This window comes from Nocardia sp. NPDC003345 (assembly GCF_053589395.1).
This window is the reverse complement of sequence record NZ_JBSFRU010000097.1, coordinates 1-19,096: the sequence shown is the minus strand read 5'-3', so window position 1 is coordinate 19,096 and position 19,096 is coordinate 1. Positions and strand designations below refer to the sequence as shown.

The 19,096-nt window shown below is 68.0% G+C and carries 18 protein-coding genes; 2 read left to right on the top strand and 16 right to left on the bottom strand.

The genetic code is table 11. The features are described from left to right. Positions 1 to 853, bottom strand: an 853-nt coding sequence (locus ACWDU1_RS13650; RefSeq protein WP_449998444.1) for a S8 family serine peptidase, incomplete at its 3' end; no start/stop codon positions are given. Then, positions 850 to 2,337, bottom strand: a complete 1,488-nt coding sequence (gene eccD / locus ACWDU1_RS13645; protein ID WP_449998442.1) for a type VII secretion integral membrane protein EccD — start codon at positions 2,335 to 2,337, stop codon at positions 850 to 852. The genes ACWDU1_RS13650 and eccD, both read right to left, overlap by 4 nt. 280 nt (positions 2,338 to 2,617) lie before the next feature. Here eccD and eccA point away from each other — a divergent pair, with 280 nt between their 5' ends. Further along, positions 2,618 to 4,459, top strand: coding sequence for a type VII secretion AAA-ATPase EccA (gene eccA / locus ACWDU1_RS13640; RefSeq protein WP_449998440.1), 1,842 nt, complete (start codon positions 2,618 to 2,620; stop codon positions 4,457 to 4,459). 76 nt (positions 4,460 to 4,535) lie between these two features. Here the strand turns inward: eccA and eccB are convergent, their stop codons facing one another. After that, on the bottom strand, positions 4,536 to 6,038 hold the full coding sequence (gene eccB / locus ACWDU1_RS13635; RefSeq protein ID WP_449998438.1) for a type VII secretion protein EccB: 1,503 nt from the start codon (positions 6,036 to 6,038) through the stop codon (positions 4,536 to 4,538). Positions 6,039 to 6,322: 284 nt separating this feature from the next. Between eccB and eccE the strand changes: the two genes are divergently transcribed. Continuing rightward, positions 6,323 to 7,966 (top strand): type VII secretion protein EccE, encoded by a 1,644-nt coding sequence (gene eccE / locus ACWDU1_RS13630; protein ID WP_449998437.1) that lies wholly within the window; start codon positions 6,323 to 6,325, stop codon positions 7,964 to 7,966. 77 nt (positions 7,967 to 8,043) lie between these two features. Here the strand turns inward: eccE and ACWDU1_RS13625 are convergent, their stop codons facing one another. The 13 genes from ACWDU1_RS13625 to ACWDU1_RS13565 all read right to left on the bottom strand — a co-directional run. After that, positions 8,044 to 8,343, bottom strand: a complete 300-nt coding sequence (locus ACWDU1_RS13625) for a type VII secretion protein EsxR (protein ID WP_357422137.1) — start codon at positions 8,341 to 8,343, stop codon at positions 8,044 to 8,046. Positions 8,344 to 8,397: 54 nt separating this feature from the next. Continuing rightward, positions 8,398 to 8,706, bottom strand: coding sequence for a WXG100 family type VII secretion target (locus tag ACWDU1_RS13620; RefSeq protein WP_449998435.1), 309 nt, complete (start codon positions 8,704 to 8,706; stop codon positions 8,398 to 8,400). Between the two features lie 84 nt (positions 8,707 to 8,790). Continuing rightward, positions 8,791 to 9,582: an ESX secretion-associated protein EspG gene (locus tag ACWDU1_RS13615; protein WP_449998433.1), complete on the bottom strand. Its 792-nt coding sequence runs from the start codon at positions 9,580 to 9,582 to the stop codon at positions 8,791 to 8,793. A gap of 6 nt (positions 9,583 to 9,588) precedes the next feature. After that, positions 9,589 to 10,584 carry a PPE domain-containing protein gene (locus tag ACWDU1_RS13610; RefSeq protein WP_449998432.1) on the bottom strand — a complete coding sequence of 332 codons (996 nt, stop codon included), beginning with the start codon at positions 10,582 to 10,584 and terminating at the stop codon, positions 9,589 to 9,591. Positions 10,585 to 10,627: 43 nt separating this feature from the next. Continuing rightward, complete coding sequence (locus ACWDU1_RS13605) at positions 10,628 to 10,960, bottom strand: PE family protein (protein ID WP_449998430.1); 333 nt, start codon at positions 10,958 to 10,960, stop codon at positions 10,628 to 10,630. Between the two features lie 34 nt (positions 10,961 to 10,994). Next, entirely contained in the window at positions 10,995 to 12,431 is a 1,437-nt protein-coding gene (locus ACWDU1_RS13600; RefSeq protein ID WP_449998428.1) for a hypothetical protein, read from the bottom strand. Then, positions 12,428 to 12,745 carry a type VII secretion target gene (locus ACWDU1_RS13595; RefSeq protein WP_449998426.1) on the bottom strand — a complete coding sequence of 106 codons (318 nt, stop codon included), beginning with the start codon at positions 12,743 to 12,745 and terminating at the stop codon, positions 12,428 to 12,430. Before ACWDU1_RS13595 ends, ACWDU1_RS13600 begins: the two co-directional genes overlap by 4 nt. Before the next feature lie 96 nt (positions 12,746 to 12,841). Beyond that, positions 12,842 to 13,129, bottom strand: coding sequence for a YbaB/EbfC family nucleoid-associated protein (locus ACWDU1_RS13590; protein WP_449998424.1), 288 nt, complete (start codon positions 13,127 to 13,129; stop codon positions 12,842 to 12,844). A gap of 38 nt (positions 13,130 to 13,167) precedes the next feature. Continuing rightward, positions 13,168 to 13,524, bottom strand: a complete 357-nt coding sequence (locus ACWDU1_RS13585; RefSeq protein WP_449998423.1) for a hypothetical protein — start codon at positions 13,522 to 13,524, stop codon at positions 13,168 to 13,170. 567 nt (positions 13,525 to 14,091) lie between these two features. After that, complete coding sequence (locus ACWDU1_RS13580) at positions 14,092 to 14,889, bottom strand: ESX secretion-associated protein EspG (protein ID WP_449998421.1); 798 nt, start codon at positions 14,887 to 14,889, stop codon at positions 14,092 to 14,094. Then, positions 14,886 to 16,724 carry a WXG100 family type VII secretion target gene (locus tag ACWDU1_RS13575; RefSeq protein ID WP_449998419.1) on the bottom strand — a complete coding sequence of 613 codons (1,839 nt, stop codon included), beginning with the start codon at positions 16,722 to 16,724 and terminating at the stop codon, positions 14,886 to 14,888. The genes ACWDU1_RS13580 and ACWDU1_RS13575 overlap by 4 nt, the downstream gene beginning before the upstream one ends. Before the next feature lie 429 nt (positions 16,725 to 17,153). Beyond that, a complete protein-coding gene (locus ACWDU1_RS13570; RefSeq protein ID WP_449998418.1) occupies positions 17,154 to 18,734 on the bottom strand; it encodes a hypothetical protein in 1,581 nt (526 codons plus the stop codon). A 69-nt stretch (positions 18,735 to 18,803) separates the two neighbouring features. After that, positions 18,804 to 19,096, bottom strand: a 293-nt coding sequence (locus tag ACWDU1_RS13565) for a hypothetical protein (RefSeq protein WP_449998416.1), incomplete at its 5' end; no start/stop codon positions are given.

Below are 19,096 nucleotides of genomic sequence, written 5' to 3'. Positions count from 1 at the left end.
CGTAGGGCGAGAACCACGCCGGACTGGCGACGGTGGCCACCGACTCCCAGCCGGAGCCGGAGTTCTGGTCCTTACAGGCGCCGTCGGTCTGCAGGTTGCCCGCCGCGGCGACCACCACGACATTGCGGTCGAAGGCGTATTTCACCGCCGCTCCCAGCGCGCCGTCGGCGGTATCGAGACCGGCCTGGGTGCAGGCGACCTCGGAGATGTTGATAACCGTGGCGCCCAGGTCCACGGCTCGCACCACCGCCCCGGCCAGGGTCAGCACACTGCCGTACCCTTCGGGGCTGATCTTTCCGGGGGCGTCGCGGTTGTTGTTGTCCTTCTTCTCGTACGCCAGGCTCAGCTGCCGGATGGCGAGGATCTCCGCATCGGGTGCGACACCCACGAAGGCGTCGTCCGGGCTCGGCTGGGCGCCGATGATCCCGGCGACCAGCGTGCCGTGCCCGTCGCAGTCCACGGTCCCGTCGGTATCGGAGACGTAGTCACCGCCCGGCTGCAGCCTGGGCAGCCGCGGATGGCGGTTGACACCGGTATCGATCACCGCGACCTTCTGCCCCGCTCCCCGGCTGAACTGCCAGGCGGCCGGCAGATTCAGCACCTGCTGTGACATCGGCGGCGCACTCGGTGGCGCACCGCTGAGCAGCGGTTCGGCACATACCGCGCTCTGTTCGGTGGGTTCGAGCGGCGCGGGCCGGCCGCTGATGGCCAATGCGGCGCCGAGGGCGCCCGCGTCGATCGCGGGCGGTGGGACGGCCGCGGCCGGCGCGACGGCAAGCACCGCACCCGCACCGAACGCGGTGACGGCACAGGCGATCCGCCGCAGCCCGCGGCGCAACGGGCGGGAGCTCATATACTCAGGTTCCTGGCCATGCCGTAGACCCCCATCATCCAGAGCACCAGCGGGATCACCGCCATGATCAGCCCGTACTCGAACAGCTCGATACCGCGCCGCACCACCGGAGTGACCTCGATATGGGTCCCGATCACCCCGAAGACGATCACGCCGAGGGTGAACGCGAGCAGGATCCCGACGCAGACCAGCACGAGATCGCCGTTCCCGAAGGACAATCCGACCATCAGGGCCACGAAGATCACGCAGGCGCCGCCGATCAGCGAGGCCGCCTGCCCGATATCGGCGAAGGAGCGGCCGCGCAACGCCAGAATGATCGCCGTGATCACCGCCAGGGTGATGCCCTGCCAGCGATAGTTCCCGAGTGGATCGGCGACCCCGAACGCCCCGATGACGGCGCTCGCGGTGCAGGCGGCGATGAGTCCGGTCTGGAACCGGTTCGCGGCGCGCGCCCGCTCGCCCAGCCCCGCCGCCGAGGGCAGCGCGGTGGCCCCGATGGCGCCGATACCCTCGATGGTCGGACGCGGCTCGTGATCGGCGGGATCGATCGCGGCACCGGCGGTCGGCACCGGCGGTACCGGCAGCCGGGCGAGCAGCGCCGCCAGCCGCGGCACCATCGACAGGAACATGATCCCGGCGACGAGTAGGCCCGCACCGACCTTCGGCAGCCCGGGATGCCAGATCAGATAGATCACCGAGGTGGCGAGCGCGATCACCGCCGCGGCCGCCGCGCCGGAGAACAGCGTGGCGCCCACGCCCGTGAGCCGGTGCCCGAGAACCGCGGCCACCAGCAGCACCGAACTGCCCAGCAGTAGATGCGGACTGCCCAGCGTGCCCGGCACGACCAGGGCGGCGCCGCCGAACAGCAGCATCAGCCCGTCCGCTGACAACCACGAGGCGGTGAGTTCGTCGCGGTACCGGCGCGCGGTGATCCCCGCGGCGACCAGAGCCCCCAGCCCGCATCCGAGCAGCACCACCCCGGGCAGCAGTGGATCGCCGTCGCCGCGGGCGAAGACCAGCACAACCAAGGTGGTGAGGACGGTGAGCGCGGAGGCGACCAATCCCATCCAGCGGGCCGAGTTACCGGACCAGCCGGTGAATTCCTCTGCGGTGAGCCGGGATACCGCATCGATCACATCGTCGAACAGCGCGGGCGCTTCCTTCGCGCTGACCGAGCGCAGCACCAGGAGTTCACCGTCGTAGACCTCGGCCTCGTTGAGGGTGCGACTGGGGGCGATCGCCTCGCGCCCGAGCCTGGCGAGCGTCCAGTGCTGGGCACCGGCGGGAGCCGAATCCTCCTCGGAGTCGGTGGTGCTCGGGTTCCGGGATTCGATGAGGGCCACCAGGTCGCCGATGAAGCTCGCGATCGGCACCGTGGCCGGCAGCCCCACATCGACCTGAGTGTTTCCCCCGATGACCGAAACCCTGCTCAGTTCCGGTTCCTGCGCGCGGGTGGCGCTCGGCGCCTCGACCACTGTACTCATCTTCCCACCCACAAACCGATCAACAATTTACGCCTCAGCCATTGACATTTCATTTATCTGCAATCCACGTTTCGCATTCCGATCCGCACCGCGCTGCGGAACATCTTCGGTACGAGCAACTTCGGCACTGATCGGGCACTCTCGGCTGGTTGGCATCACGTTGCGTCCTCCCGGCAACTGAACCTAATGTAACGGAGCGCCGAGGTGCGCGCGATCGGTAGTCTGGTATCGAGATAAACGTTCTCTTCACGCCTATACAAGAATTCGGGGAGCGACTGCAATGACCGGCAACCGCCAAGCTCAACGCGCATTCGATGCCGGAGTTCTCTCGCTCGGTCTGTCCATCGAAGGACAGGAGTCGACCCGGGATCTCGAGTACGCCAAGCTGGCCTTCCAGCGGGCGACCGAGTGGGACCCGGGCATGTGCGATGCGTGGCTCGGCCGGGCCGCGGCGGGTGAGCTCACCAAAGAAGTACTGTTCAACCTCCACAAGACCTGCGACAGCACGCTGTATCGGGAACAGCGGCGGGTGGGCCTGCGGCCGCGCGAACTGGCCGGCCGCTTCCAGCCGGGGCTCTACATCGACTACCCGCTGTCCGGCAAGACCGAGATCACCCTGGCCTGGGCCGCGCAACTGCTGGCGGACAAGGATTTCGGCGAGGCCGAACGGGTGCTCGACCAGCTGGACGAGTTCCACCGCGGCAGGCAGGCCACCGACGCCGAACACACCGCCGACACCCGGATCGCCGCCTATGTGCGCGGAGTTCTGCACTACACCACCCAGCGCTGGCCGGATGTCATGTCGGTACTGGCCGGCTCCGCCGACTGGGATGATCCATATCTCGCCGCGGGCGCGCACGTCATGGTCGGGACGGCCTGTGCCCAGCTGGGCTTGTTCGCCGAATCGATCCGCCGGATGCAGGCCGCCGAGGCGGGCCCCATCCCGGCCGCCCGCTCGACCGCCATGTTCTGCCGCGGTCTGTGCCTGCGCGAAACCGGCAGCGAAGAGGAGGCGCAGGCCCTTTTCGAGAAGGTCTACTCGCAGGCGCCCGATTTCGCCGCGAACTCCTCGGCCATGCGGGACCGGACCTACCGGATCACGATCACCAGCCACGAGGTCATCGCCGCCCGCACCGATAAATGGGATCCCGCTTCCTCTCCCACGATGGAGCAGATGAACCGGGCCGAGGTCGCCGACCGGGCCAAGGAGACCCTGGCCGAGGCCCGCGCCGAACTCGACGGCCAGATCGGCCTGGCCTCGGTGAAGAACCAGGTCGCCAAACTGCAGTCCACCGCCCAGCTGGCCAAGATCCGGGCCGAGAAGGGCATGGCCAGCGTGCCGCGCGGCCAGCATCTGGCCTTCACCGGCCCGCCGGGCACCGGTAAGACCACCATCGCGCGAGTGGTCGCCAAGATCTACTGCGGACTGGGCCTGTTGCAGACCGAGAAGATGGTCGAGGCCAAACGCGCCGATTTCGTCGGCCAGCACCTGGGCAGCACCGCCATCAAGACCGGCAAGCTCATCGACAGCGCCATGGACGGCGTGCTCTTCATCGACGAGGCCTACACCCTCATCCAGACCGGTCTCTCCGGGGGCGACGCGTTCGGTCGCGAGGCGGTCGACACGCTGCTGGCCCGGATGGAGAACGACCGCGACCGCCTGGTGGTGATCATCGCCGGTTACGACGGTGAGATCGACCGCCTGCTGGCCGCGAACGACGGTCTGGCCTCGCGTTTCTCCAAACGCCTGCAGTTCCCGTCCTACAACGCCGGCGAACTCGGGCAGATCGGCGAGGTCGTCGCGAAGAAGCGGGATTCCGATCTCTCCGAGGAAGCGCTCAAGGTCCTGGTCCGGGCCTGTGACCGGCTCTACGCGATGGAGAGCACCGACCAGAGCGGCCAGCCGCGGCGCGGGGTGGACCTCGCCGGTAACGGCCGTTTCATCCGCAATGTCATCGAGGCGGCCGAGGAGGAGCGCGAGTTCCGCCTGGCCAACGACGAAACGCTGGACCTCGCCGATATCGACGAATCGGTCCTGCGGCGGATCGAGGAGCCGGATATGCGGCTCGCGCTGGCCACCATCCTCGCTTCGCTCAATATCGGATGGACCGAGGTCGATTAGTTCCGGTCCTCCCGGCTCCGGCGCGTGGCGTCCGGAAGCCGGGAGTCGCACCGGGCAGGGCGGCCGGGCGGCATGACTAGCCTTCGGTCAGTGAATCGTGACTCATCAGGGCCGCCTGCGGATCCAGCGTGGGCCCGGGTACGAGCTGGCCGATAATCGCCCAGGGCGCCAGATGCGGGGTCTTGCCGAGCCCCAGGACGTTCGCGGTGGCCGGGCCGGGAACGCCGTAGCGGACCCCGTTGTCGGCCACGTAGAACAGGCTGCCCCGGCGCGGGCTGCCCGGTTCCATACCCGTGATCTGCACGTATTCACCATGTGCCGGTTCGAGGTATACCTGGTCGACCCGGTCGCCGCTGCCGTCGCCGGTGGCCAGCCGGACCGGTTTCGCGGAATCCGGGATCGGTAGCGCGGTGCCGAGCAGCAGGCCCACCGAGGCCCGCTGCTCGGGGCCTTCACCGGCCCCCTCCTCCGCCGGTGCGGTCCCCGGCGACTTCGCCCAGGCCACACAGGTGACCGGGGCGTCCTCGGCGTCGACGATCTCCGGAACGGCCTCGGGGAAATCGTCGATGGGCAGCCGGTGCACGACCGAGACTCCGTCCAGGGCGTCGGGCGGCATCACCTTCACCTCGCTCATATCCTGCGAGTCGGCATACCGGATCACTTCGGCGGCGAACGGCGAGACGGGTTGCACGCCGTCGGCCAGGACCACATACATCTCCGGATTCGTATTGCCGCGCACTCCGGTGACCGAGATGATCCCGCCCACCGGGACTTCCGACAGCGGTCCCGGCCCGGGCTGGCCGGCACGGTCGATGGCCGGCGCCTTCAGGGCCGGCACCTGCGTGGTGGCGCCGAGGAAGCCGGTGCCCACCGGACGTGGCCGGTGGGCCGGCAGATCGAGGGCCCGCGCGATGACCGAATCGCGGGGATCCACCTCGGCGCGTTTCCCGTCGTAGGTCAGGTAGGTCTTGTCATCGCGGGTCACCAGGAGGGATTCGGCCGGACCGCCGGCGCGGATACGCTCGCCCAGTTGCGGGCGGCCCGCGACGATCGTGGTGGTGGCGCCGACGGCCGAGGCGGCACTGCCGCCCGCCGACAACTCGATGGTCTCGCACAACGACCAGTGCGAGTCGCCGTCCTGCGCCGAACCCGGCAGCGCCCCGGGCGCTCCCGGAATACCCAGTAGCGGGCCCCGCGGCAACGCACCCAGCTTGTCGTCCTTCACCGCGTGCGGTTCGGCGTTGCTGCCCGTGATCAGACGTGCCGACGCCAGGTTCAGCACCGGATGCAGCGTCTGACTGCCGTCGTCCTTCTTCACCACCACATACAGCGCACCGCTGGACTTGCCGGACACGATGAGCGCGTCCCCGATGGCACCCTGCGGGCGCAGCAGCGCCAGAATCGCGGCGCCCGCGACGATCAGGATCCCCAGCACCAAACCGACCAGCAGGGAGCGGATCTGGGAGCGCATCGGATCGTGCAGCATCCGGACATCGCGTCGCACCAGGGCGTGGTCCAGACGGCGAAGCAGGAAACGGTACCCGTTCACCTGGGCACGGGTGGTCAGCTGTGCTGGCACTGGGACTCCATCGCGCTCTCGACCGCAATCTCTGCCGACACGGTACCGTAATTCACGACGGTCACGTCGGCCCATATCGGTGAAATCCCTGATGGCCCACCGGTAAGCGAGCGCAGCCGAGGCAGGAACGAACAACTGTGAACGAGACGATGAACGCCGGACCACCGGACCCGGAAATTCCGGACCGAATGGTTTCCCAGAATTCGGAGAATATTCGCCGCTCCGCCTACGACACTTTGCGGGATCCAGAATTCTGGCTTTTCAGAATATTTCCGCTGCGAATTGTGGTTCCCGGCATTCTTTTCGCGGCGGCGGTCGCGTGGATTGTGCTGGCATTCGCCGATTCGGTCTGGTATTCGCTGGGGGCGGGAGTCGCGGCCGGGCTCATCTGCCTGGCACCCTTCGGCGGCCGGACCCTGGTGGCCCGGATCGCCGGGGTGCTGACCCGGCGCGGCACCGTATCGGCCGAACGCCTGGAACAGGCGGCCGCCTTCGACGTCCCGCTCCCCGAGGGCGGCGGCTACGGCGTGCGCTGGGACGGGGATCTGCTGCTGACCATGCTGCGGATCGATCCGCCGCCGGACACGCTGACCCTGTTGCGTCCCGGATCGCTCAATACCGAACAGCTGCTGCCGCTGCCCGAGATCGCGCGCTGCCTCGACCAGTTCGATCTGACCCTGGCCGGCATCGATGTGGTCAGCACCGGAGCGCGTACCGCCGGGACCGGAGTGGCCGCCCATCTCTACGACCGGATCCTCGGACCGCTGCCCGCTATCGCACACCGCACCTGCTGGCTGGTGCTGCGGCTGGATCCGCTGGCCAACGCCGAGGCGGTGGACAACAGGGGCGGCGGCGGCACGGGAGCGCTGCGGGCCGCCATCATCGCCACCCGGCGGGTGGCGAACCGGCTGGCCGCGCACGATATCGCCGCCTCGGTACTCACCGCCACGGAGATGAACACCGCGGTCCGGGAACTGACCCACGGGTTCGCGGTCGAGCAGATCACCGAGGAACCCAAATGGCTGGAGTCCCAGGGCCGCTACCTCGCGCAATATCAGATCGGCGCCGATATGGTGGGGCCGCGCGGCCTGGCCGATATCTGGGCCGTGCCGGGCCTGTCCACCACGGTCACCCTGCGGCTGCGGCCGGGGATCAACCGCGGCGATCCGCATACCGAACTCGCCGATACCGTGGTCCTGAACGCGGTGGTCCGGTTCGACACCGTCGAACCACCCGAGCAGCCGCCGCTGGCGGGCCTGCGCGAACTCTACGGAAATCAGCTGCGCATCCTGCTCGATACGCTGCCGGTCGGGTACACCGGACGCTGGGGCCGTGAGGTCGCCTACCGGGGCACTTTGGCCGCGCTCACCGAATTCACGGTGCCGACCGCCGGCTGCGGCCAGCTGATCGGCGCGGACGATCGCGGCCAGGGTATCGCGGTACCGCTGATCGGTGAGGGCACCCGCCAGCTCGAGGTGATCGGCACCCTGGATCTCGCGCAGCAGGTCATCCTGCGGGCCACCGGACTGGGCGCGCACGCGATCGTGCACACCGCGCGACCGGAGGCGTGGCAGACGATGGTCCGCAATCTGGACGCCCCCCAGGTCCTGACCATCGCGCCACGGGCCGCGGGCGCCAGTTATCACCCGCCCGGCCCGCCTCCCATGCCGACGGCGCCCTATCCGAGCACCACGGTTCTCGTATTCGACGGTGTCCCACCGGTTTCGCATGCCGGCGGCGCGACCATCGTGCACGTCCGGCAGCCGCACGAACCCGCGGGTTCGGTCGAGGCGGATGTCTCCCTCATCCAGGATCCCGCGGCGCCGAACCGTCTCACGATCCGCACGCCCGCGGTGACCACCACCGTCAATATGGTCACCACCAGGGAAGAGATGCACTACATCGGCGAATCACTCGCTGCTCGCTGACCCCGGCGCGCGGAACGGCCGGCCGGATCGTCATCCGATCCGGCCGGCCGTTCTCGTTATCGCGCCCGAGGGGTGGATCAGGCGAAGGCGGCGAAGCCGTCGCCGATCTTCTTATCGGTCTGCAGGGCGCGCTGCAGCGCGTTCTCCACCGCGATGGCGAGCTGGTCGAGCTTGTGGAGGGTGTCCTCGAGCTCGGTGTTCACCGACTGGTGCGCGCTCTGGAAACCTTCCTGGGCGCCCTGGCTGGCCATGGCGTTGAGGAAGTTGTCCTTGGCGGTGGCCAGGGCCTCGATCTCACCCTGGATCTTGCTGCCCTCGGTGTTCAGGGCATCGAACAGCGCCTCCATAGTGGGGCGGTCGTACAAAATATCGCTCATGTTCCCATTTCCTTCTCGGTGGAGCGGATTGGTGGAAGTACTACCCGGGCCGGATCAGAGGCTGGTGTAGCCGCCGCCGGGGATGAAGGCGTCCTCATCCATGCCCAGGATGGTCTGGGTGGCATCCTCGGTGGCCTTGGTCAGCTCGTCGAGCTTCTGGTTGAGCCGATCGGACTCGTCGCTCCAGGCCTGCGAGGTGGTGACGAACGACGCGTTCGCGTCACCCTTCCAGCCCGCACGGGCGGCGTCGCCCGCGGAGTCGACGGCCTTGACCGACATGCGCAGATTCTCGATGGCCTGGTACATCTCGCCGGTGGCCTTCTTGACCAGCTCGAGATCGAGATCAACACCCTGTGTCGCCATTACTGGGATCCTTTCGTGAGGTTGTTTTGCACGAGATCGCCCGACCGCGTGCGAAGGAGATCGGTGGAGTAGTCACCAGGGGAACTAAGGTGTCAGCCACCTCCCCCCGGGCAGTCCCTCGAGCAACGCGGCAACCGCCTGGGCCACCCGATAGTCGCTGCCCGTTGTGACCGTGGACCAGATCTGTTGATCCGGCGAAACCGTGGGGGCGGCGACGAGCCGCCCGCGTTCGGTGTCGTATACCGCGACCGCCCCGGGGGCGCGGACCGACTGTCCGTCTTCGTGGCCGTAGGCCACGATCTCGGTGAAGGCCTGGCAGGAGCCGAAAGCGGCGCCCAGAATCGTGGCGTCGCGAGCGGGCACGCCCGAGGCATACATCGCGTCGACATAGTCGCTGGTGTCCTCGGCGTGGTCCAACCGCTCGGCCAGTTCCGCTGTCGGCGCGCTGAAACCGGCGACATCGGCCGGTTCGCATCGCGGAAGGGCGCCCAGTATCGCGCGGGCCAGTTCTTCCGGCGACCCGTCGCACGACCACAGCGCGATATCGAAATCGTCACCCGCCCGTACCGCGGCGGCGTGCAGTTCATTGCGATAACCCACACACACCCGGATCGCGCCGTCCGGTGAATAGTGGCGTGCCACCAGTTCCCGATCCGGTTGCGAGAGCACGGAAAGCGCTGTGGCCAATCCGCTTTCGACGTCGCCGTCTTCGTCGAACACGCCGGTCGTGGTGAGATCGGCGATCGCCCGCTCCCGCGCCGCGACCCATTCGTCGTAGGAGTCCTGACGCGGCCCGACGGAAAGGACCAGGGGCAGCGTCTGCACCCGGAGCCGTTCGGCGACGGCGAGCAGGGCGTCGTTGCTCAGTACTGTCATCCGCGATCACCCACCGGCGTTCCCTCCGGTCCGTGCTCCGGGAGCCGTCTGCGCCGCCTCGACACCGCCCAGCACCGCGGGCGCGGCCTGGATCTCGCCGGCAGCGGCGAACTGCTCGTCCTCGCCGGGGAGCGAGGCCCGGGGAAACCGCGATGCTTCCTGACCGCCGCCTCCGCCGCCGTGGCCGCCCATCATGCCCGGCGCGATCGGCGCACGGGAACTGGCGCCCGCGTTGCCCGCCGACGCCGAATTCGGCACGACCTCCCGCACCGCGGTGGATTTGGCGAAGGCCGGCGCGGTGTAGGCGGTCAGTGTGCGGGCCGCCGGTCCCGGCATCGACAGTCCGCCCAGCATGGGAGCGATACCGCCGACCGGCGCGGGAGTGGGCTTCGGTGCTTCGGTGGCGACCGCGGCCGCGTTCTCGGCGGCCAGGGCGGTTTCCGGCGCGATCATCGGAGGTTGCGTCTGCTGCCACGGCAAGGCCAGTGGTTCGGTGGCCTTCTCGTAGTTCTCCATGACCCGGCTGGCCACCGCCTTGGCCATATCCGAATCCTTGTCGGCGTCCGCCGCGACGGCCTTCATGGCCGCCCCGATCGAGCCGCTGATCGATTCCAGCATCTGCTGCACCTGCTGGATCTGCTGGATATCGGTGATGGCCGGCATCGCCAGCAACGCCACCTCGTAGGCGGCGACCTGCGCCTGGAATCGTGCCGCGTTGGCCGCCGCCGCGGCGGTGGCCTCGATCAGCCAGTCCCGCAGCGTCGAAATCCGCTGCAGTACTTCACTGCTGCGGCCCGAACCCCACGCACCGCGGACCTCGTGCACCGCCTTCTCGTACTCCACCACGGCCGCACCGAGCGAGGCGGCCACCCGGGCCCAGGCCTGGACGGCCTCGGCCATGGGCACACCGCCGGGGCCGGTGGCGAGTTCGCGCGCCAGCCGATCGGCCGGACGCGCGGGCCAGACCACTCCGGTGAAGCCGGGCTGTGGTGGTTCGATCATCTCCGAGGAATCCCCCTCCGGTCTTGGACGCCGTAGCAGCCGGTCAGGCCTTCGGGCCGCCGAAATTCACGGTGTTGTCGGATTCCATACCGCCGAACTGAGTGGTGCTCAGCCGCAGCGTCGCGGCCAGTTTGCGGATCTCGTGCACGCTGGCCTGGGCACTGCTCAGGAACGAGCCGGCCACATCGTTCTGCGTCTGCGCGGCGCGGCCGGACACCTCGTCCGCACCGGCCGGGAGCACCGTCAGCGCGTCCTGCGCGGCCGCCAGATCCGCGGCCAGCCGGTCTGCCAGCGTGTCCAGACCGGACGACGCCTTGCCGGCCGCGTCCGGATCGAAACGGACGCCGTTGTACACCTGACCGATCTCGTTTTCCATGGGAACCCTCCTGTGCCTGCTCGCCGGCGTTCGCCTAGAGCGTCAGTTCTTTATCCGGCGGCGGTTCGGAATCCGTATCCGCCGCTCCGACCACCGGCACCGCGATGCCGTCCATCTGCCCGACCACTTCGTCGCCGTATTCGGCCGAGACGGGGCCCCGGGCCGAGCCGTCGGTGATCGATTCGCCGTCACGGGCCATTCCCGCGGCGCCCATACCCGCACCCATCGGCATATAGCCGGGGCTGTTGCTCGTGCCCGAACTGGTGCCGGACGAATTCGCGGCCGACGACATCCCGGCCGAGTTCGACGAATTACCCAGGCCTCCGGGGGCGCCGACCGCGCCGAGAGGTCCGGGCGCGGCGAGTTTGGAGCCGGGGAAGGCGTTGAGCGGAGCGGGTGCACCGCCACCGGCCAAACCGATCCCGCCCATACCGCCACCGAGACCGCCACCCGCCGAGATGTCCTTCTTCTCACCCGGTTCACCGTCGGCACCGTGCTCGATCCCGGCGGTGTCGGGACGCTCGGCGGTATGCCGCGCGGCCAGTTGGTTCAGCTGTTGCCCGCTCTGGCCGATGCTCTGGCCGATCGAACCGGCGATCTGACCGACGCTGCTGATCAGCGGGGTGACCATGCCCATGATCTGCATGAGCTGATTCATCTGTTCGCTGGGGTCCACCCCGGTCGGCGCACTGGTGATCGGCACCTTCTGCCCGGCCTGCACCATCAGGCCGCTCTCCACGGCCAGCTCGCCTTTGGTCTTGGCGGTGACCGCCAGCCCCTCGGCACCTGCCTCCGCCGCGAAGGCCACCAGCAGCGCCTGGCCACCCGGCGTGGAGCAGTAGAGCGGAGCGAGTCCGAGTTTGACGGCGAAGGCGCTGATCACCGCGGTCATCAGCGCGGCCCCGGTGCCGACCGTTACCGCACCCTCACCGAGGTGCTGTTTCTCCTGCAGGCTCTGGGCTTCCAGCGCGCCCGCGTCCGCGGTCGCCTGAGCCGATTTCGTCGCCGCCTCCGTCGCGCCCATACCCTGCCACAGCTGCATCACCGTCTGCAGCAACTGCGGCGCGACCTGCAGTACCGACTGCATCACGGTGCCGACCTGGGAAAGCATCTGCATCGGATCGATCGGTGGGGCCGCCGGCGCGGCCGCGGGATCACCCGTGACCGACGGTGCGGCGGGAGTCGGCGGTGCGAACTGCCCGGTGCCGAACGCCGAGGCCAGATCCGTGAGCGGACGCATCAGCGCGCTCAGGTCGATCGTCGGCAGTGGCGGCATCCCGGGCAGCTGACCGAACGCCGGAAACTCCGGAAGACCGGGCAATCCCAGGTTGGCGAGGATATCGTTCACCGGCATATCCAGCATGGGTGCCAGCGCACTACCTCGCAGCAGCTCCAGGATGGTCGGATCCAGCGGGTCGGCTCCGGGTGGCGGCTGCTCGCCCGGCGGCGGGGAAGCTGGTGCCATGCTCATGGCAGCCGGGTCACCGTGCCGATGTCCATACCGTTGACCGCGTCCGTACCCGCATAGCTTGCCGCCGCCTGGAACGCGGTCAGCGCGGTCCCGGCGTGCACACCCGCGAGCTGGGCGACCGAGGCGAGATGATTGGCCTGTGCGTAGGCGAACGCGAGCAGTAACTCTTGACCGATCAAACCGAAGACCGGTGCGGCGGCCGCGACAGTGGCGACCTGATCGATTTCGGCGGCGGCCGCAACACCCGTGGCCATCGCCGCGGAGGCGTTACCGTAACCGACAATCGCTTCCGGAACTGCGTGAACGTGATTCATTTGGTGTCCAATCCCGAAACATCCCACAATGTTTCGTTTTCAACGGTACCCAGCTGATACCAACGGCCGCGACCGCGGCGCGTTAACAGTCGGTGACTACCTCGTACTTTCCGAATTGAAGGCGGTAACCAGATCGGCCCGCTGCGATATGGCCTGATAGGCGGCTGCCCGGGCCGTCTCCACCAGCACTTTCTCGAACTCCGCCGGCGAAAGTTTGTTGACGGCCGCGGTAAGGCTCAGCCCCGTGAGCGCCGCGTTCCCATCCACCTCGACGGTAACCGCGCCGTCGGGTGACGTTTCTGTTACCGAAATCCCGACCATCGCCTCGTGCAGATCGGTGAGCCGGTAGACCTGCGCCTGCACCCGGGCGATGAGTTCGTCCATCGTTTCGACCATGACAACCTCGCGACTTCTCCCCGCGCCTATACCGAGCGCAGCCAACTCTGGGGTTCGGTGTGGTAATCCTGCTCTTCGACGATCTCCTGCCGCGCGACCTCCGCCTCGGTGGGCAGACCGGCCATACGCAGCATGTCCTCGGTGAATCCGGCGGCTTCCAGCTGTTTGCGCCGGGCCAGCCCCGCGCGGGCCGCGGACTGTTTACACAGCCGCAGGATCTCCCCGGCCAGTGCGTCGGGATCGCCCTTCAACTTCTCCGGCTCGACCGTGACAGCAACCGGCACACCACCTTCCGATGTCCGGACCCGGATGGATCCGGTCAGCGAATGGGCGGTGAACTCCGTAGGGAACTCCTGATCCCCGGGCGCAGCGGGTGTGTTCATCGTTGTGCTCCTACTCCTGGATTCCGCCGGGCGAGTGCGGACCGTCCCGTCCCGCACCGCGCATTCCCGTCCGGGCTCGCAGTTGCTTGCGGCTCAGTATCATTCGCGCAGGTGAACCCCGGGTTAGCAGTGGGTGTTGGGCCTGCGGGTGGTCAGTGGATACCGGGTGATCGCCGCAGCTGGGGGCGCATTCCCAAGATTGGGGAAGAAGGGTGAGGACTGCCTGGTCACGGAGATATACGCTGTGGCGGTCCAATCCCGGGACTCCCACCCCCGGACCCCACAACCGAATAGCGAAGCGGTCGGGCCGAAACCCGTTCGCCGCTGTTGTCTGCGCCCGCTTCGGGCACAGACACACTGGACGCTGCCGCGTCGACGACAACCCCATACCCCCGAACCTCCTGATCGCCGGCGATGAACACAGCGGCGATGCTGTGTCCTCGTTTGCCTCGACCGAGTTTTCCCGCCCAGCGGCCCAACTGTTAACAGTGTGCCAGTGGTTCGGCCGGATCGAAACCGTTTCCGGCGCCGACTCTTCGGCGGTACGCCCGAGGGCAACCCCAGCGGTCAACCTCGGAGACTGGATCTTTCATCCTTGATGGCACGCACCACTCGGGCGATCCTGGTGTCGATCACCGCCGTCATCTTGCCGGGATCCGCCGGTGATGCCACTGGAGGGTCCCGATCGTCGATGACGTAGCGCCCATCGTCGAGATCTCGCCATTCGACTTCGAAGCGAATCCTGCCCCTGGGTCCGAACACCGAGGTCCCCTGGCTGATCTCGACACGACCCGATCGGACCGCCACCGCGTCGAGAAAACGCATGGCTCGTTCACCGGGTGGGGTCTCGAACGAATCACGCACGGACGAGCGACCGTACGTTTCGTCTACCTGCCTGTCGGCCCGGTGAGGCAACACCATCTCCGCCTGTTCGCCCGGGCGGGCTTCCGGCAATTCGCCGACCAGGGCCCCGCCCAGGCCGACCGCTGTGGTTTCGGTGACGACGAATCCCCCGGCATAGGCGAATCCCTTGCCGGGAAGCTGCTTCACTACATATCCGTTCACACCCCGCCGCGCGGCGAGCAGCCGCACCAATCCCTCGACGTTCCGCGGGTCACGAACCTCCCGGCCGCTCGCGACCAGCCGGATCTCAGGTTGGATCAGTGTCTCGAGCACTTGGTCGAAGGAGGTGTCCAGCCGCTGCCGAAGGCCTTCCAGCGCAGCCCGCCGGGCCGCATCGAAATCGCTCCCCTTCTCGATATCCGTGGTGTAGAAGAACGGCCACGGCAGAAAGGTCTCACGTCCGCCGGAGCACCACAGGGCATAGAACTCGAGAGCTGTGAATCTCCAGCTCCGGGTCGTCACGAATCGACCACCGGTTTCGCGACGATCGAGGGGTCACCGATCCCCTCTTCGAGCCATTCGGTGGAGTCGAGGTAGTCGGCTCGTTTGTGGTCCTTCTGCTGCCCGCCCTGAGCTGCCCCGCCGGCGCCGCCCATAGGCATACCCCCCATCGGCGCACCCGCGCCCATGGAGGAAGCCGCGACGCCGACGGACTGACCCGAGGCGGTACTCGTGGTGGCGAGCGAGGCCCGCGGGAAGAGCTTCGAGGCCTTCTCCAGGTTGGGCAGCGGACCGGGTTTCACGGGAGCACCCGCTCCCGAGCTGCCACCGGCACCGCCACCGAGGCCGGCGGGCAGTTTCCCGGCCTTCTGCAACGCGGACTGGTAGTTCTTCACCGCATCCTGGAGTGCGGGCATCCCGGGCAGTCCGGTGATCCCGGCTTGCTGCAACGCCTGCTGTGCGGCGGTGGACAATTGCTGGCCCATCTGGCCGAGCTGCTGCAGGCCTTGCTGAGCTGCCTGCAACATCTGCTGAGCACCCGGCTGCTGCTCCAGCGCCTGCTGCTGTTGTTGCAGCGCCGCCTGCTGAGCCTGGGCCTGCTCCTCCAACTGCTGTTGCGCTTCCAGGAGTTCGGCCCGCTGCTGATCGATCTCATCGAGCGCCCGCTGCTGTTGCAGCTGTTCAGGCGAACCGGCTCCGCCGCCGCCACCGCCGCCGTTGCCGCCTCCACCCCCTCCACCGCCGTCACGACCCCCGTTCTCGTCGCCGGTCGGCGTGCCCATTCCCGCGGGCGGCACCAGGCCGGGAAGCACCGCGGACGCCAGCAGCCCCGGCGTATACCAGTTGAGGAATGCTTCTTGCGCGATCAAGGTCTCCGCATGCCTGCGTGCTTCATCGGTGGTTTCGACGAAGGGCATGCCGAGGTCTGTGGCCGTCAGCCAGCCGCTGGCGTTGAGTAGTACTCCGCTGATCTGCATCATGTTCTGGGCCAGCTGTTTTCCTGAGCCGCGAAACCTCTCCACGGCCGCCGTGGCCTGGTCGGCGCTGGACCCGTCCCACCCGTTCCTTATTTCGTTGTCGATGGTCTGCTTCAGGGTGAAGCTCATGACATCGATCTTCTCGCCCATGCTTTTCCATGTCGCCGCCAGCGACCGGACATCGTTGGCGTTGGAGTTCATGCGGATCGCGTTGCCCAGGGAAACGGCACGCTCGTGGGAGAGATACGAGGGCGGCTCCGGGTCCACATCCGCGGTTCGCATTCCGGGCTGACTACCATCCAGCGGCGGCGCGCCGCCTGCCGCGGCGTAGGTAGACCCTTTTTTGAACCGTTCCGAATCATTGTTGGGGTCATCGTCGTATATCGCGTACGCACCATCGCTGTAGTCCGGCGGAAGCTGCGTATCGAGAACTCTGCCGTCCTCGACGCCGGTGTCGTAATCCTCTGCCGGTCTCGTGCCGATATCGGATACCGCTTGATCTGCCTCGCTGCGGTCCTTCATGCCCTGGAACATGCCTGCCGCGGACTCGTCGCTACCCTCGAGCAGATTGCCGCCGATGATGAAGGCCTCACCCATATCCTTCAGCGCCCGCTCGTATTTGGGCAGGATATCGTTCACCAGCTCGGTGCCCATATCCTGAAAGAACCTCGAAAGATCCTTTCCGGACTGGAGATTACCGAATTCGTCGACCGCGGTCATGCTCACGGAGCCCCACGAAGTCCCGCCGGAGGCATTGACGAGTTGGTCCCATGCATCGGCACAGGCATTCGCGGCCCGGCGCGCGACCCCGTCATCGAGCCGGAAGACTCCGTTCTGGGCAGAGGAGTTCAACGCGCCCCAGGGATTATCGCCGGACATCGATCACACTCCTGCCAGCTCGCCGACCGAGTCGGCTCGGCTTCAAACCAACCTTTGTGATTCCGGTTCGAATGACGATTCGGCGCCGTATTTCGTCTTCGGCGCTCCTGCCGCACCGCAGGATCCGTACCACCTCATGGGCCTGATCACGCGAGCACCGATCATGCTGTCGCGGCCCCTCCCCAGAATATGGCGGTCGCCTCCGACCCGCCAACAGCAAACCCCTCGGCACACGATCCTCCCTCATCGTTGCTCTCGCGCTCGGACACGATGGTGGCACCGACCATCCCAGGCCCGCCTTACCGTTCCAGTACCGCTTCTCCAATGGGAACTGAATACTGCCCATAGTTCAAGTGTCTCTTCGTTCGACGTGACGTACTCGGAAGCGACAGGGCGCTGCCGGATGCCCGGACCGCGGCGCGCGGTCGGCTAGATCATGGCCCGATTGCGGGTGCGGAACCGGCGCTCGAATTCCGGGATATAGCGCGACGGCGCCACCGAGGACGACGACCGCTCCAGCACGCCGTCGTCGGCGAGATAGAAAATCGCGCGGCCCACCGCGATCTCCCCCGGTTCGACGGGTACGTAGACCATCCAGCCCGTGCTCACCCGTTCCGCGCGCAGCCGGTCGACGGGGTAGCCCGAGAGGTCCTCGCCTCCGGCAGTGAGGTGTGCGGCCACCCGGTCGACGGCGGCCTCGGGGGGCAGCGGTTCGGGCGCGGTGACACCGCCCATCACCAGTTGATGGTGGGCGGTATCGAGTTCGGAATCACCGGCTGCCGGAAATACGGACTCGAGCGCGGCGCGGGTGACCGATCCGGCCTCGGCGGCGGAAACCAGGGCCCCGACCGCCGCGCGCTGTTCGTCGTCGAGATCCTGGCCCACCAGGCCGCCGATGATCCGCACGACGGTATCGCGATCCCAGATGCCCGGGACCGCGGCGATGATCTGCGGCACGGGCGGGGACTCGCCCCCAAACCACCGCGCACCGTCCCACCAGTAGCAGAAGGTGAGCTGACCGGTACCGATGCGGTGATTGAGCACCGGACCGGCGACCCATTCCGGCGCTCCCCGGAACAGTTCCGGTAGCGCGGCCTCCCGGTTGTAGACGGCATCCAGTTCCGGGGCATTCCACACCCCGCCGGACAGCACGGCCCGGCCGCCCGGCAGCGAATAGAGGGTGCAGCCGCTACGACCGGCACCTTCGAACCAGCGCACGGCCGGAGTGAGGCGGGGGCCCCATTCGGAACCGGCCGCGACGAACGCGGCGGCCAGCACGGTCCAGCGTGCCGCGGTCACCGTCAGCGGCGGCAGCCCCTCGACGGTCACGGCGGTGATACCGGCTTCTCGCTCGGCGCGGGCACGGGCGGCGGCCACCGCCGGGGGGCGTTGCTGGCGATCACCGTGCCGGACATAGGCGGCCAGCCACACCGGTAGCGTGCTGCGAGGGAAGACCTCCAGGTCGGCACGGTAGATCTCCGGCGCGAACAGCTGGTCCTCGGGGAACGGCTCGTCGCCGTAGTCGTAGTCGACCTCGATATGACCCTCGTTGTTCAGGCTCAGCAGCAGCCGCCACCACGGCCCGTCCCCCAGCTGTGCCGACAGTTGCCGATGCTCCCGCACCAGCGCCAGCACCCGAGGTGTCGGATTCCAGCGGACGGTGCGCTGCTCCGCGTCGGCATACAGGGCGAAGCCGACATCGGCGGCCACCATGGACGCGAAGACGGCGTCGACCCGCAGCCACCCCTCCGGAGCCACCGTCCCCAGCTCTCTGGCGACCTGATGCATCAGCACACGCGCGCGGTCCGCGATGTCCGGCTCCGATTCCGGGGGCGTCAACGTGAAGCCCACATCCGGATCGTTCTCGGGAGCGGAGGTATCGGCCGCCTCGCCGGACGCGAGTGGACCGGCGGTCGTGTCCTGGGCGGCGGCGTCCAGGTCACCGGGACCCGTCGCCGGCGCCGTACCCGCGGCCGATGCGGAACCGGGCAGCTCGTCTGGTCTGGTCACTGGGCGAACCCTCTCCTCATACCGGTACCGGCGCCCGGCCACCCCGGGTCGCGCGCACTCCCGCGAACGTCATCGGCCGCCCTGGGCGCGCCGCATCTCCTCGAACTGCCGTGCGAGTTCCTCCCGCTGCCGGCGGGCGTTGGAGCCGTCGAGCTGGCCCGCGAAGGCCGTCCACGCCGCCGCCACCAGCTCCTCGGTGACCTCCGGGTATGCCCGGGCGATCGCCCACAGTGCGTCCTCCGTGGTCATATCGAGCCCGGTCTCGGTGCGCAGGCCACCACCGTTGCGGACCGATTCGAGCATTTCGGCGAAGTTCTCCCGCAGCTCGTCGTCGGTCGGAAATCCGATACGCATGACTACTC

Bases quoted from the DNA above. Each gene is read 5' to 3' on its own strand.
- eccD (WP_449998442.1), bottom strand. From the start codon at position 2,337: ATGAGTACAGTGGTCGAGGCGCCGAGCGCCACCCGCGCGCAGGAACCG.
- eccA (WP_449998440.1), top strand. From the start codon at position 2,618: ATGACCGGCAACCGCCAAGCTCAACGCGCATTCGATGCCGGAGTTCTC.
- ACWDU1_RS13625 (WP_357422137.1), bottom strand. From the start codon at position 8,343: ATGAGCGATATTTTGTACGACCGCCCCACTATGGAGGCGCTGTTCGAT.
- ACWDU1_RS13620 (WP_449998435.1), bottom strand. From the start codon at position 8,706: ATGGCGACACAGGGTGTTGATCTCGATCTCGAGCTGGTCAAGAAGGCC.
- ACWDU1_RS13615 (WP_449998433.1), bottom strand. From the start codon at position 9,582: ATGACAGTACTGAGCAACGACGCCCTGCTCGCCGTCGCCGAACGGCTC.
- ACWDU1_RS13610 (WP_449998432.1), bottom strand. From the start codon at position 10,584: ATGATCGAACCACCACAGCCCGGCTTCACCGGAGTGGTCTGGCCCGCG.
- ACWDU1_RS13605 (WP_449998430.1), bottom strand. From the start codon at position 10,960: ATGGAAAACGAGATCGGTCAGGTGTACAACGGCGTCCGTTTCGATCCG.
- ACWDU1_RS13600 (WP_449998428.1), bottom strand. From the start codon at position 12,431: ATGAGCATGGCACCAGCTTCCCCGCCGCCGGGCGAGCAGCCGCCACCC.
- ACWDU1_RS13595 (WP_449998426.1), bottom strand. From the start codon at position 12,745: ATGAATCACGTTCACGCAGTTCCGGAAGCGATTGTCGGTTACGGTAAC.
- ACWDU1_RS13590 (WP_449998424.1), bottom strand. From the start codon at position 13,129: ATGGACGAACTCATCGCCCGGGTGCAGGCGCAGGTCTACCGGCTCACC.
- ACWDU1_RS13585 (WP_449998423.1), bottom strand. From the start codon at position 13,524: ATGAACACACCCGCTGCGCCCGGGGATCAGGAGTTCCCTACGGAGTTC.
- ACWDU1_RS13575 (WP_449998419.1), bottom strand. From the start codon at position 16,724: ATGTCCGGCGATAATCCCTGGGGCGCGTTGAACTCCTCTGCCCAGAAC.